At 56.6% G+C, this 14,413-nt stretch carries 14 protein-coding genes; 3 read left to right on the forward strand and 11 right to left on the reverse strand.

What is annotated here, in order from left to right; genetic code table 11:
- Window positions 1-3: 3 nt before the first annotated feature.
- From ACR0B5_RS16290 to ACR0B5_RS16300, 3 genes are read left to right on the forward strand one after another with little or no spacing between them, the layout of a single operon-like run.
- A complete protein-coding gene (locus ACR0B5_RS16290; RefSeq protein ID WP_480541819.1) occupies window positions 4-954 on the forward strand; it encodes an MBL fold metallo-hydrolase in 951 nt (316 codons plus the stop codon).
- 41 nt (window positions 955-995) lie between these two features.
- Window positions 996-2,609, forward strand: a complete 1,614-nt coding sequence (locus ACR0B5_RS16295) for an FAD-dependent oxidoreductase (protein ID WP_480541821.1) — start codon at window positions 996-998, stop codon at window positions 2,607-2,609.
- Window positions 2,610-2,613: 4 nt separating this feature from the next.
- Complete coding sequence (locus ACR0B5_RS16300) at window positions 2,614-2,802, forward strand: DUF2783 domain-containing protein (protein WP_480541823.1); 189 nt, start codon at window positions 2,614-2,616, stop codon at window positions 2,800-2,802.
- A gap of 301 nt (window positions 2,803-3,103) precedes the next feature.
- Here ACR0B5_RS16300 and ACR0B5_RS16305 read toward each other — a convergent pair whose 3' ends face one another.
- The 11 genes from ACR0B5_RS16305 to pcaF form a co-directional block, all read right to left on the reverse strand.
- Window positions 3,104-5,080, reverse strand: a complete 1,977-nt coding sequence (locus tag ACR0B5_RS16305; protein WP_480541825.1) for a copper amine oxidase — start codon at window positions 5,078-5,080, stop codon at window positions 3,104-3,106.
- Between the two features lie 22 nt (window positions 5,081-5,102).
- Window positions 5,103-6,509: an aldehyde dehydrogenase family protein gene (locus ACR0B5_RS16310; protein ID WP_480541827.1), complete on the reverse strand. Its 1,407-nt coding sequence runs from the start codon at window positions 6,507-6,509 to the stop codon at window positions 5,103-5,105.
- Between the two features lie 110 nt (window positions 6,510-6,619).
- Complete coding sequence (locus ACR0B5_RS16315) at window positions 6,620-7,591, reverse strand: helix-turn-helix domain-containing protein (RefSeq protein ID WP_480541829.1); 972 nt, start codon at window positions 7,589-7,591, stop codon at window positions 6,620-6,622.
- A gap of 470 nt (window positions 7,592-8,061) precedes the next feature.
- Window positions 8,062-8,823: a Phenylacetic acid catabolic protein gene (locus ACR0B5_RS16320; protein WP_480541830.1), complete on the reverse strand. Its 762-nt coding sequence runs from the start codon at window positions 8,821-8,823 to the stop codon at window positions 8,062-8,064.
- A gap of 13 nt (window positions 8,824-8,836) precedes the next feature.
- Window positions 8,837-9,910, reverse strand: a complete 1,074-nt coding sequence (locus ACR0B5_RS16325) for a 2Fe-2S iron-sulfur cluster-binding protein (RefSeq protein ID WP_480541832.1) — start codon at window positions 9,908-9,910, stop codon at window positions 8,837-8,839.
- A gap of 13 nt (window positions 9,911-9,923) precedes the next feature.
- Complete coding sequence (gene paaD, locus ACR0B5_RS16330; protein WP_170718352.1) at window positions 9,924-10,385, reverse strand: 1,2-phenylacetyl-CoA epoxidase subunit PaaD; 462 nt, start codon at window positions 10,383-10,385, stop codon at window positions 9,924-9,926.
- Window positions 10,386-10,391: 6 nt separating this feature from the next.
- Window positions 10,392-11,150, reverse strand: coding sequence for a 1,2-phenylacetyl-CoA epoxidase subunit PaaC (gene paaC, locus ACR0B5_RS16335; RefSeq protein ID WP_480541834.1), 759 nt, complete (start codon window positions 11,148-11,150; stop codon window positions 10,392-10,394).
- Entirely contained in the window at window positions 11,150-11,434 is a 285-nt protein-coding gene (gene paaB, locus ACR0B5_RS16340; protein WP_142639870.1) for a 1,2-phenylacetyl-CoA epoxidase subunit PaaB, read from the reverse strand. Before paaB ends, paaC begins: the two co-directional genes overlap by 1 nt.
- Window positions 11,435-11,457: 23 nt before the next feature.
- The gene (paaA, locus tag ACR0B5_RS16345) at window positions 11,458-12,435 is read right to left on the reverse strand and encodes a 1,2-phenylacetyl-CoA epoxidase subunit PaaA (protein WP_480541837.1); all 978 of its coding nucleotides are present in this window, start codon (window positions 12,433-12,435) and stop codon (window positions 11,458-11,460) included.
- A gap of 24 nt (window positions 12,436-12,459) precedes the next feature.
- Complete coding sequence (locus ACR0B5_RS16350) at window positions 12,460-13,023, reverse strand: hypothetical protein (protein WP_480541839.1); 564 nt, start codon at window positions 13,021-13,023, stop codon at window positions 12,460-12,462.
- Window positions 13,024-13,039: 16 nt separating this feature from the next.
- Entirely contained in the window at window positions 13,040-14,242 is a 1,203-nt protein-coding gene (gene pcaF / locus ACR0B5_RS16355; RefSeq protein WP_480541841.1) for a 3-oxoadipyl-CoA thiolase, read from the reverse strand.
- Window positions 14,243-14,413 lie beyond the last annotated feature (171 nt).

Genomic DNA, 14,413 nt, shown 5'->3' on the forward strand with positions numbered 1-14,413 from the left:
TCCATGGCTAAAGCATTCGCATCGCAAGGCGACATGACAGAAAAGAAAATAACCTTCGATGAGATCGGCGAGGGCCTTTGGGCCTTTACTGCCGAAGGTGACCCGAATTCGGGCGTCATCATCGGTGACGACAGCGTCATGATTGTCGAGGCGCAGGCCACCCCGCGTCTGGCGAACAAAGTGATCGAGAAGGTGCGTGAAGTCACCGACAAGCCGATCAGCCATGTTGTGCTCACGCACTATCACGCGGTGCGCGTTCTGGGCGCCTCGGCCTTCAACGCGCCGCAAGTGATCATGTCGGATGTGGCACGCTCGATGGTCGTGGAACGCGGGCAAGAGGACTGGGACAGCGAGTTCCAGCGTTTCCCGCGCCTGTTCGAAGGTCATGAAAGCATCCCCGGCCTGACCTGGCCTACCACCACATTCAGCGACAGCATGACGGTCTATCTGGGCGACCGCCGCGTAGATATCAAACAGATCGGCCGCGCCCATACGGCAGGCGATGCGGTGATCCATGTGCCTGATCAGAACGTCATGTTCACCGGCGACATCGTCGAGGACCACTCGGCCTGCTATTGCGGAGATGGTCACTTTGCCGATTGGGGCCAGACGCTGGACAATATCAAAGCCTATGACGTCGACGCCATCGCACCGGGGCGCGGCGGCGCGCTGATCGGTAAAGAAGCGGTCGAACGGGCCATTGAAAGCACGCGCGACTTCGTCAACTCAACCTACGAGCCCGCCAAGAAAGTGGCGATGAAGGGCGGCAGCCTGAAAGACGCCTGGGATGCCGTACGCGACGCCTGCGATCACAAGTTCAAGGACTACGCGATTTACGAGCACTGCCTGCCATTCAACGTCAGCCGTGCCTATGACGAAGCTCGGGGGATCGCCCACCCTCGCATCTGGACTGACAAACGTGATCTGGAAATGTGGGAACAGTTGCAAGGCTGAACTCACTCATCTCCTCCGAACTCAACAAGCTAGGTATTTCGATGCTTCAGGACCGATATTCCCTCGCCTTCAAGCTTTACCCTTATGAGAAATCAAAAGATCAAGACGCGCCCGTTGCGGTGCGCCACCCGGTTGTCATCGTCGGAGGCGGTCCTATCGGAATGGCCGCCGCGCTGGACCTTGGTCGACAGGGCATTCCGGCGTTGGTTCTGGACGATCACGAAGGGATCGGCATGGGCAGCCGTGCCATCTGCTTTGCCAAGCGAACACTGGAAATCGCCGACCGTTATGGCTGTGGCGCGCCAATGCTCGACAAAGGGGTCGTCTGGAATGTTGGGAAGGTGTTTCAGGACGACCGAAAGGTCTTTGAGTTCAACCTTCTGCCTGAATCCGGCCATCGCAACCCGGCCTTCATCAACTTGCAGCAGCCTTATTTCGAAAAGTTCATTTTCGAAGTGATTTGTGCGGAACAGGAACGCGGCGCGCCTATTGAAATCCGAGGCAAGAACCGGGTCGAAGCTGTAGACGTCAAGGACGACCATGTTGTTCTGTCCGTCACAACTCCGGACGGGCCTTACCAGCTTGAGGCGGATTGGATGATCGCCTGCGATGGCGCAAGTTCGCCAACACGCGACATGTTGGATCTGGGATTCGAAGGCCGGGTTTTTCAGGACAGCTTTCTGATCGCTGATATCCGGATGAAGAACAACACATTCCCGACAGAACGCTGGTTCTGGTTCGAGCCCTACTTTAAGTCCGGCGCCTCGACTTTGCTGCACAAACAGCCTGATGACGTGTGGCGCGTGGACTTCCAGATCGGCTGGGATGTCGATCGCAAGGAGGAGTTGAAAGAGGAAAACATCCGCAAGCGGCTGGATGCGATGTTGGGCGATGACGTCGAATATGAAATGGTCTGGTCATCCATCTACACCTTCCAGTGCCGGCGTATGAACAAATTCCGCCACGGGCGCGTTGTTTTTGCTGGCGACGCGGCGCATCAAGTGTCGCCCTTCGGGGCACGCGGCGCGAATTCCGGCTTTCAGGACGTCGACAACCTTGGTTGGAAGCTTGGCCTCGTTATCTCGGGCAAGGCACCGGAAAGCCTTCTGGACACCTATGATGACGAACGGATCTACGGAGCGGATGAAAATATCCTGAATTCGACCCGTTCAACCGATTTCATCACACCAAAATCGAAGGTGAGCAAGAATTTCCGGGACGCTGTGCTTAGTCTGGCCGAACGCCATACATTTGCGCGGCCTCTGGTGAATTCGGGGCGACTGTCAGTGCCCTGTACCTATGATCACTCGTCCCTGAACGGAGCGGATGACCTCGCAGGAGGTCCTGACACGTCCAGAGTGGGATCTCCATGCAAGGATGCCCCGGTTGGCGACGGCTTCCTTCTGGATCAGCTTGGAAACGACTTCGTGATTTTGGCACTCAACACCGAAGTTCCGAACAGCCTCGATATCGACGGTATCACGGTCAGAAGCGTGTCCCTTACGGCTTCGGACACAGTAGCGGAACGTTACCTTGGATCGGAAAGCCAGGCGGTCTACCTCGTCCGCCCCGATCAGCATGTCGCGGCGCGCTGGCGCGATTACGACGAAGCTGCTCTGCGTTCAGCAGTCCTTAAAGCCTGCGGAAAGGAATAAGCTGATGCCCCTGATTACCGAACCAAATCTGTATTCCCCGGATGATTTTTACGCAGACCTTATCGCAGTGCATGAAGGGCTGTCGGATGAGGAAAGCGAAGCCCTGAACGCGCGCCTCATTCTCATCCTCTCCAACCACATCGGGGATCGAGAAACACTAAAACAGGCACTGGAGGCCGCGAAGGATAGCTGACCTTCTGGTTGCTGGCACGACAACTTCTCGGCTGTACTGGGGCCAAAGAAACCAATTCGCCCCGTAAGACCCTGAACTCGTGCCAGAAATGCGTCGGATCTATCAGGAGCCATACGATGATGGCGTTTTGGTACGGATCGACGCCAACGACATCATCCTTCCCCCGCCCCTAAACGTACATCGATCGAGCAGGCTGATCAGATCCTGGATGGTCTGCATTCGATGCAGCAAAACTAATGAAAACAAGAAATGAATGGGCGGCCTATTGCAGGCCGCCCTTTTTAATTTCATTTGCCATCAATCACTCGCGGATCGTCAACGCCGGGTTATGCGCGAAAAAATTGAACGGCATGATGTGAACCGTCTTCCACTCGGTCGACATCACAGGCCAGTCTTCCATCCGCGGGATGTGGTGGAACCCTGCGGTGAACCAGGACACAATATCCTGACCCATCAGCGTCTTGTCCTCTTTGACCCATTCCGCCAGCGTGTCAGAACCGTCGCTTTGCATCGCATATTTGCCACCTGCATAGCGCTGCTCTTGGTCATAGACAGTCGTCCACGAGGAGTACTCGATGTAGGCGTTGCGCTTGAACGGCGGGTCGCTTTCAAAGTCGAACGGACCGTATGCGATCGAGCCGTGGTGGATCATCCAGCCCGGAGTGTGGCCCAGATACCCTTCCGATTGCGGGTTCGAGATATGGACGTGACGCGGTTTGGAGGCGCTGAAGCGATAGCGCGCGTCCAGCTCACTGTCCGGCATCACATGCTGCCACGTCCACATCGACTTGCGCGGGCTGTCCGCAGGCACTTCGGCCGGAACGATTTCCATCAGACCCATGTGGTTGACCGGCTGGTCGATGTCGAAGTCGATCCGGAAGTTGAAGTAGTGGTCGTGGTTGGCCGCAACCAGATGCGGCGCAATCAATGTGCCATACTTGGTGTCTTCCGCAGCGGTCGCATCATTCATCGAGGTCGATACCACGCCTTTGACCGCGTCCAGACCGGTTGCGCCGATCTTGATGAACATCTGACCATCCTGCTTGAAGCGGTAGTCGATAAGATAGTCATAGTTACCGACCTCTGACGCAGTGCGCACAACCAATTCGGTTTCCGAGCGGCCCTCAGCAGGCACAAAGTTGTCTGGCGTCTGAGCAAAGATCTCAAAGTGGCGCCAGGCAGGGTCACCGATGTTGCGCTCGAAGATGCAGATCGCATCCGGGATTTCCAACGGCATACCTGCGTCATCCGCGATTACGGCAGGCAGGAAAGTTGCATATTCAGGGCAATCCACACCCGCACGCAACGGCGTCAGGAACAGCCCAAACCCGTATTCGCCACTGTCCATATAGGTCCGCCAGTACCACCCCTCGGTCGGGTCCATATAGGGGACAAAGACTTCGGACAGATGCGTCTGATAGATGACTGAACGCCAGTTGCCCTGATCGTTGACATCAATGTTGGAGACAACGAGGCCGGCACGCTTTTCCGCGCGTAGATTCATGCGCCAGATGTCCCATTCCAGATGGTTGCCATCCAGAATGTAATTCGGGCCACCTTCCTGCGTCAGCAGAACCTTGTTGGTTTCCGGGCGCAACTCGACCCGTGCGGCCACCTCTTCGGCCGTGTAACCCCAGGCGTCTTTCGGCAGGGGGATCGCACCGGTGTCGATGACCTCAACAACCTCTTGCTTGCCGATGTCGTAGATTGCGAACAATCCTTCGATCGGTTTTGCGTAGAAGTTCGAGCCCGTCGGGTTCTGATAACAGGGCACCTTCATCAGGCGGGTGCCATCGAATTCAGGAGTAAAGAAGTTCCCCGCTGTCAACGGCAGACAGAACGCGTCTTCATTTGTCAGGCCACGCGCTTCGAGCCCCGCGATCATATCCGGGTGACCCAGCGCGCCTTCCAGAGCGCCGATGAATTCCGCAAACAATACCATCGGTTGACCCGAGCCTTCGATGGCAAAGTTTTCTTCAACGGTGCCTTGTGTGATGTTCACGATTGCTTCGCTGAATCCTTCGTTGGTGGTGTATTGCACCATCGCCTTGCGATCCAGTGCATCGCCTTCTTTCCAAGTCAGAACTTCGGCTTTCGACGGCTCGTGCAGATCAATCAAAGGGTACAGCGTCTCGTCGGTGACGGTGCCGCTTTCTTTCAGGATCGTGTTGATTTGTTGGAGTTCGTCCGGCGTTAACCCGTCTAGGGGATGTGCCAAAGCGCTGCCGGCGAAAACGGCGCCCAGTGCAGTTGTGGCAAGGATACTTCTGACCTTCATCTTTTTCTCTCCTGTCTTGTTCTTAGCTGAATACGACTTGGATATCGGTGTATTCGGCCAAACCTTCGTCCGCGAATTCGACACCAACGCCAGATGATTTGATCCCGCCGAACGGGGCGTTGGGTTGAATTGCGCCATGTTTGTTGATCCAGACCGAACCACACTCCATGCGGCTGGCAACGGCCTTGGCGGCGTCGATATCGGACGACCAAACCGAGCCACCCAACCCGTTCGGGCTGTCGTTGGCGGCCGCAATTGCGTCTTCCACTTCTGAATACTTGATGATTGGCAGCGCCGGGCCGAACTGTTCTTCATCGACCAGCGGATCGCCGTTATTCAGACCCGCAATAATCGTGGGAGGGAAGAACAGCCCGTCGCCCGGCGCACCGCCCAGCAAGACCTGCCCACGTTCTTTCGCATCGGCCACCAGGCGGCTGACCTTGTCAAACTGCATCTTGTTCTGGACCGGACCTAGGATCGCGTTGTCGTCCATGCCATCCCCCACCGGGATATTGCGGGCGAAGGCCACCAGCGCGTCGCAAACCTCATCATGGATGCTTTCGTGGACATAAAGACGTTTCATCGCAGCGCAGGTTTGGCCGTTATTAATGAAACCGCCCCAGAACAAACCTTCGGCAATCGCTTGCGGGTCTGCGTCGGGCAGAACGATACCGGCATCATTGCCCCCCAGTTCCAGGGTCAGGCGTTTCATGGTTTCCGCGGCCGAGGCCATGACCTTCTGCCCTGTCGCACAGGACCCGGTAAATACGATCTTACGGATGTCGGGATGGGCAGACATGGCCCCTCCGATATTGTCGCCCTTGTCGTCGCTTGTGATCACGTTCACGACGCCCGCAGGCAGTACTTCGTTCATGATCTGAACAAGGCGCAATGTTGACAGTGGGGTCAGCGGCGAGGGTTTGACGACAACGGTATTGCCGGTACGCAACGCCGGCATGATATGCCAGATCGCAATCATCACCGGGAAATTCCAAGGCGTGATAGAACCCACAACGCCCAGCGGTTTGCGGTGCAGTTCAACGCGGCCTTCGTTGTTATCTTGCAGCACTTTCATTGGTAAGGACAGCCCGGCAGTGTATCCTGCCCAAGCCCCTGCCCCGCCCATTTCCCAGCGCGATCCAAGCCCGTTAAGCGGCTTACCCTGTTCGGCTGTGATAATCTGTGCAAGCTCCTCGGAATGCTCTCCGATCTTCTGCGCTACGGCCTCGCATGCGGCCTGCAGTTCTTCGTCCGATTTGGCCGACCAGCTTTCGAAAGCAGCTTTCGCAGCTTTAACGGCAGTATCCAGATCAGCGCGTGTCGCATTGGGCGCATGCCCTGCGACTTCACCGGTTGACGGGTTCAATACGTCAAAGCTGGTGGCGGTAGATACCGGTTGACCCCCGATAGTCAGATCGTATTCGATCACGGCTTGTCCTCCCTAAATCGCGATGCCTGTGCGCGAACGCAGCAAGGCTGGGGAGTACTATTATCCGACCGGTCGGTCGAGTCTTGGGGTTTTGCGCCAAATATTATGGCTTAGGACGACATATTCTTCCGCACCGCCCCCGGTGAGACACCAAATCGTTCCCGAAAGACCTTGTAGAAATGCGACAGGTCGTTGAAACCGGAATCATACGCAACCGCAGCGATCGTGTCGCGCCCTACGTCAGAGTTCACCTCTTTTAGCCGGGCTTTCGCTGTTTCAAGCCGCACGGTCATAAGGCGTTTGCTGGCGGTTTCCCCAAGGGTTCCAAAATGACGCTGAAGTGTCCGAGGCGAAACCTGCAATGCTTCGGCCAATGCCTGCGGTCCGAATGCAGGATCCATCGCGTTCTGTTCAATCAGTTGAAGAGCGCGCGAGAGGACCGCGTTTGCTTCTCGCCCGCGTTGGTCTTCCTGATGGCTGACACAGCGGAAATACGCACCTAACAAGCTCAAAAAGGCTTCGCCCAAATGTGGGGCTACAGCGGCTTCTTCGGTAAATATCTTGGCCAGCACGGCACGCATGGCGAAAAACAGGGGGTCGTTACGATCTACTGAGATACCACCCGTGCAGATCTCACCGAATCTGTGGACCATCTCGTCGCGTGGCAAATGGATCGAGACCTGACGCGAGTTCATCCCGTCATAAACAAACTCGGAGCGTTTCGCGCTGTCGACCAGATACATGTCGCCCGGTCCCAGCAAAACCGATGTATCATTCTGGTGGATACGACAATTTCCCTTGTCTTGGATGAGAAGAAACAAGTGCTCTCCCGGGTCTTTTCGGATCATACGCTCGTCCCGAAAAACCCTTTGTGCGTCGAGCGATACGATTGCCGTCTCAAAGCGTGAGACCGGTAAGGTGGAGATATCCCCGTCAATGCGTCCGCGCGTGGCAACACTGGACTCGACAGCAAACTGCCCGCAAATCTTTTTCAGATCCTGAGAAAACCCCTCTACAGATCGTGAACGCAAATTCGTCCGCACAAGCGGTTTAAAATATGCGCTGTCTAGCTGTGGCTTCATGGGTGACGGGCTTGCTATGACTGGATCAGCGTAAAGAGTACCCGCGATGTGAGTTTTCAGCAAAACGTTTTGTAATGTCTATGACTGGTGGATTTGGCGTGTACTCGTCGAGCTATGTGTAACTCACTCAAAAGTGTTTCGTTTTAGGAATTGGCCCAAACTGATGACGGTGGGACGATAACCACGGGCTGGCAAATTGGTTGCGGCGCGTTCTCAGTTGTGAATAGCGAGGAGCCAAATTTTCAGCCTGTGAATTCGAATAATCCAACTGGTCTTTCATTCCCCATTGCGCGGATTTCTGAGCCCCCGGATAGTCGAGAATCTGAAATGCTACCGAATGGCCCATTGTGATCAGTCACCGGCTCACGTCCGACAAAGCCCGGCCCTATATCGCTATTTTCCTGTCATGCAAAAACTTGGGCCTCGCCCTAGACTAGAGGACGGACCCAAATTCGGTCTATTCAAGCGATTCACAAAGGCGTTTTCAGTCCCAAAGCCTTCAGCGTGTCATCCATCGTCTGGCTCCAGCGCTCTCTCAGAGAACTGTTATTATTCCGCCGCAGACCAAGAGATTTCAATAACTCGAACCGTTTCGGATCGTCGCCCCCGAAAGACACCGCGACGCGAGGCCACCAATAGTCGATCGAAACCTGCATTTGCTCAGTTTCGCCTCGTTCGATCAACTTAATTGCGCCTTCCATAGCCAATTCACCATGGTGTGCTTCGATCGGAGCAGTTGAGCGGAACGCCTCGGCCAGGGGTTGGTAGGAAATCGTCGAATACTCAGCCAGTTGTTCGGCGACGGCGCGGCTCATGAGCAGATTCATGATCACGGCATCCGTCCAACCTGAGAATGGATAGTTGAACACAGCCAAGCGCATATCATGTTCAGAACGCGTTGCTCCAATGTCCGCTTCCCGGCTTAGCCGGGCCGTCCAAGGATGATGATTTGCATAGCGTTCCGTGTCGGCTCCAAACTCTCCCATAATGTTCAGAACACGATTTGCATGATCCGTTTTCTCAAGCACGATCTTCGCGGCAGCGATGCGTTCTTTTATTCCCGGCCCGAGGTTAATTACGTCAGCAAAACCGGCAGCGCCTGCTAATTCACTGTCAACAAAAGTTGCCATCAGTTTCAGCAGTTCCGCACGATAGCGAGGAGGGACATTAGACGGGTTGGTCAGCACGCCGCCCGCTGCCAAATAGATGTCGAGAGTCATCGTATCGGTCATGTCTACCTCTCCTCTACTGATCGTAATCCACGACCACACGGTCCGTTATCGGATAGGCCTGACAGCTGAGCACATAGCCCTTCTCGACCTCGTAATCCTCAAGCGCGTGGTTTGCGACCATCTCGACCTCACCTTCCAGCACCTTGCAGCGGCAGGTCGAACATACCCCGGCTTTGCAGGCATAGGGGGCGTCCAACGCGTTTTCCAAAGCAGCATCCAGAATGGACAGGTCCTTGGGGATGGTCAGGGTTTGGGTTGACCCATCCAGCGTAATGGACGCGTTGGTTTGATTGTCTGTCCGACCGGCATCTGCCGCAATGGCCTTACGTTTGGCCCGACCAGGCTGCGCGCTTGCAAAAAGTTCGAATTTAATCTGGCTGTCGTCTAGCCCGTGTTCGCGCAGGGAAGCCGCAATACCCAGCATCATGGGTTCAGGACCACAAATGAACGCCGTATCGACGTTTTCGATGTCGACCCAGTGCTTGAACAACTCGGCGCATTTTTCCCGCGTGACCAGCCCGGTGAACAGGTCGATTTCCTGGGAATCCGTCTCAAGAATATGGATCACGTTGAGGCGACCCATATACAGGTTCTTGAGGTCCTCCAGTTCTTCGCGGAACATGATCGTGTTGATGCCCTTGTTGGCATAGATCAGCGTAAAGCGCGACTGGGGTTCACGGGCGAGAGTCGTTTTGAGGATCGACAGAACAGGCGTCACCCCGGACCCACCGGCAAAACCGAGATATTGCTTTTCGGCATCTGCATGGATCGGAGCGTGGAAGCTGCCCATCGGCGGCATGGCTTGCACGATGTCCCCGACATTCAGTTCCGAGTTCGCCCAGCCCGAGAACGCCCCGCCGTCTACGCGCTTGATGCCAACCTGCAGGACACCGTCGTCCTTGCCTGCGCAGATCGAATAGGACCGGCGCAGTTCTTCGCCGTCGAACTCGCGGCGGAACGTCAGGTATTGACCGGCAGTAAAGTCAAACTCTTGCGCGGCACCATTCATGGGCTCCAGAGTCAAAACCACCGCGTCACGGATCGTTTTTTGGATATCGGTGACCTTCAGGTCGTGGAAACGTGCCATCCGGTGCTCCTCCTCAGATGCACTTGAAATAGTCAAAAGGTTCAAGGCAGTCGGTGCAGCGCCAGTGCGCCTTGCACGGGGTCGAGCCGAACTGGCTAACCTTCTCAACCGCCTTGCTGCCACAATGCGGGCACCGTTCCGGGCCGCCTGCCGGTTGCGGCGGCGCGATGCCGTATTCTTCCAGCCGCGCACGGCCCTTGTCGCTGAGCCAATCGGTGGTCCAGGCGGGTGAAATGGTGGTCTCGATCCGGATATCTTCGATCCCGTGATCCCGCAGCGCAGTTTCAATGTCCATACTGATGACCGACGTTGCCGGACAACCTGAGTAGGTCGGTGTCACCGTCACCTTCAAGGTTTCGGCATCCCAGCGCACATCCCGCACAATCCCCAGATCAACCACGGAAATGACGGGTATTTCGGGGTCAGGAACGGCATCCAGCCAGTCCCAAATTTGATCTGTGGTCACCCGTTCCATATCGGCTTACCAGCTTGCGCCGGGATAGGCGCGTTGCAGCCACTGCATCTGAGTCAGCAAGTGTCCCAGATGTTCGGTATGCATCTGCCCGGTGCGCCCGCCCTTGTGCGCGAAATTGCTGTCTGGAATCGTTAGCGTCGCATCCGCCAAGACCCGCTGAACCAAAGCGTCATATTCATCGCGCAGATCGGCGGGATTGGGGGCGATACCAGCGGCTGCCATCTGGGTATCCACATCGTCGCTGGCGAACATCTCACCCACATAGGGCCACAGATAGTCCAGCGCCGCTTGCATCCGGTCGTGGCTTTCCGCCGTCCCGTCGCCCAACCCAACTACCGTGTCGCCAGAGCGTTCCAGGTGATAGGCGACCTCTTTGCTGGCTTTGGCCGCAATGGCCGCGACACGGTCGTCTGACGATTTGATCAGACGCCCCAGCATGATCGAATGCCACGCATCAAACAAGAACTGGCGCATCAGGGTCCGGCCGAAATCCTCGTTCGGAACCTCGACCATCAGAACATTGCGAAAATCCCAGGCATCGCGCAGGAACGCCAGATCATCGGCGCTTTTGCCACCGTCGATTTCGCCGGCAAGGCCAAGCCACATTTGGGTTTGGCCGATCAGGTCCAGCGCGGTATTGGCCAATGCGATATCTTCTTCAAGCACGGGCGCATGGCCGCACCACTCGCTCACGCGGTGGCCAAGGATGAGCGTGTTGTCACCCATTCTCAGCAGAAACTGTAGGAAGGCTTCGTCGCGGGTCATCACATCGCCCCCACTTCATCGGGGATGTCGAAGAATGTCGGGTGGCGGTAAACCTTGCTTTCGCTGGGCTCATACAGCGGGCCTTTGTCACTAGGGGATGAGGCCGAGATATTGTTAGCTTCGACCACCCAGATCGACACGCCTTCGTTGCGGCGCGTGTAGACATCGCGTGCGTTCTTGATCGCCATTTCCGCGTCTGGTGCGTGCAGCGATCCGACATGACGGTGGCTCATACCGTGCTGACCGCGGATAAAGACTTCCCATAGGGGCCATTCGTTTTTCATCGGGTTTCCTCCTCAGGTCAGGCTTATTCAGCGGCCACTTGACCGGCGCGTTTCTTCTTGGCGTGGGCCAGCAGGCCGTCGCGCACCCATTGCCCGTCGTCCCAGGCCTTGTTGCGCGCGGCCAGGCGGTCGGTGTTGCAAGGCCCGTTGCCTTTGATGACGTCAAAGAACTCGGACCAATCGGGTTCCGAGAAATCGTAATGGCCGCGTTCTTCATTCCATTTCAGATCCGGGTCGGGGACGGTCAGGCCAAGGAATTCGGCCTGCGGTACGGTCTGGTCGACGAACTTCTGACGCAGCTCATCATTGGTGTTCATTTTGATCTTCCAAGCCATGGATTGGGTCGAATGCACCGAGTCCTTGTCCGAGGGTCCGAACATCATCAGCGACGGGTACCAAAAGCGGTTCAGGGCATCCTGCGCCATCTTCTTCTGCGCAGGTGTGCCTTCGGCCATCTTGCGAATGGCATCGTATCCCTGACGTTGGTGAAAGCTCTCTTCCTTGCAGATTCGGATCATGGCACGCGAATACGGCCCGTAGGACGTCCGCTGCAGCGGCACCTGGTTCATGATCGCGGCACCATCGACCAGCCAGCCAACCGCGCCGATATCGGCCCAGTTCAGGGTGGGATAGTTGAAGATCGACGAATACTTCATCCGACCGTCCAACAGCATCTCGGTCAGCTCATCCCGGCTGACGCCCAGCGTTTCTGCGGCGCAATACAGGTAAAGCCCATGCCCGGCCTCATCCTGCACCTTGGCCAGTAGGATTGCCTTGCGTTCCAGCGTGGGCGCGCGGGTGATCCAGTTGCCTTCGGGCAGTTGTCCTACGATTTCGGAATGGGCGTGCTGACCAATCTGGCGGATCAGCGTTTTGCGGTAGCCTTGCGGCATCCAATCTTTGGGCTCGATCTTGATGTCCGCGTCAATCTTTGCCTGAAACTCGGCAAGCTTTTCAGGGTCATCGTTTGTGGCCTCAGACTTAACCATTTGTGCGTACATCGTGTTTCCTCCTCTCGGATGGGATCAGATTTTGAATACGTGGCTTAGAACCCGCATGTTTCCTTTTAGTGCGGAGCCACCAAGGTCCTTTGCCAAGCGCTGTAAAACATCCGCAAATCCGTAGCTGGGAATGGCGGCCTCGACCTGGGCGACTTGATCGCGCGACAGTCCTTTTCGCACCTTGCCCCCCGTCGCATCGATCCAGTCACCTTTTCGGCAGGCGTTGACCACATCGGCATGCGGCCCGTGGTAGGGTGTAACCTTGTGGTGCCAGTGGATGGCATTACGCAGTAGCTCTGGATCCAGTCCCCAACCCTTTTCGGCGTTGTCCCTCAGAGCCAGTTCTTCGGATGGCTCCAGATATGCCAGATCGTGTTTCGTCCACAGTCCGATATCGTGGTAGACGAAGGCCGTCTCGACCAATGCACGATGCGTGTCATCGCCGCCAAGGAAGTGCATGACATAGGTAATCACACGATAAACATGGCCCCGATAAGCCTTGTAGTCGTCGCCGAGAACATCTTGATACGGCTCAAACAGCCGCTCAACCCGTTCGCTGTGGTCGATTATCTGGATCGCCTCAGTCAAAACAGTGCTCTCCCTATCAAACCCGTTCCAGGATCAGGGCTGCGCCCTGCCCGACGCCCACACACATCGTGCAAAGAGCATACCGCCCACCTGTCCGCCGCAGTTGATATGCAGCGGTCAACACCAGCCGCGCTCCGGACATGCCCAAAGGGTGCCCCATGGCAATGGCACCGCCATTCGGATTCACGTGCGGTGCGTCGTCAGCAAGGCCCAGTTCACGAAGTGTTGCCAGCCCTTGCGACGCAAAAGCTTCGTTCAACTCTATCACATCCATCTGCTCAATGGTTAGCCCGGCCCGGGCCAAAACTTTGCGGCTGGCCGGGACAGGGCCAATGCCCATGACGCGCGGCGCGACGCCAGCCACCGACATTCCCACAACCCGCGCAATCGGAGTAAGGCCGTTCTTTGCAGCCGCCGCCTCATTCGCCATCAAAATGGCTGCGGCTCCGTCGTTTACACCGGAAGCATTGCCCGCCGTAACAGTTTTGTCCGGCCCGTTCACTCCCTTGAGGCCCGACAGCTTGTCGGCCGTTGTTCCCGGGCGAGGATGCTCATCGGTATCGACCACGATCGGGTCACCCTTGCGCTGTGGGACCGAGACCGGAGTGATTTCGTCTGCGAACAGCCCCGCCTCATGCGCGGCGGCCCATCGAGCCTGACTGCGCGCAGCAAAAATGTCCTGATCCGCACGGCTGATGCCATATTCGTCGGCAACGTTGTCAGCGGTTTGGGGCATTGAATCGATGCCGTGGGCCTGCTGCATCTTAGGGTTCACAAAGCGCCAGCCAATAGTCGTGTCGTAAACCGCGCTACTGCGCGTGAATGCTGATGTCGCCTTGGGCATCACAAAGGGTGCACGAGACATGCTTTCGACCCCGCCCGCGATCGCCAGATCATAGTCACCCGCCTTGATGCCTCGGGCGGCCATTCCAACAGCATCCATGCCGCTGGCACAAAGGCGGTTTATGGTGGTCCCCGGAACATCAACCGGTAATCCAGCCAACAAGGCCGCCATACGGGCGACGTTCCGGTTGCTTTCACCGGCCTGGTTGGCATCACCATAGATGACATCATCAACGCTGGACCAGTCGACTTGCGGGTTCCGCTCTTTCAGCGCAGCCAGCGGGATGGCCGCCAGATCATCCGTGCGGATCGACGACAATGCCCCGCCGTATCGCCCAATCGGCGTGCGCGTCGCGTCGCAAATGAATGCATCCATCTGTGAATTCTCCTAGACGTCCACGTCTAATTATAGACCGTATGGTCGGTTTATATTGCCGCCAGCGATTCGAGGCAAGCATTATGTTACCAAATCATGGGAATACTGGGCAATCTCGTAACATAAAAAGAACCCGACTTGCTGTTAAAGCAAACCGCCATCCTTTGCGAT

The organism is Ruegeria sp. AG1, assembly GCF_056541705.1.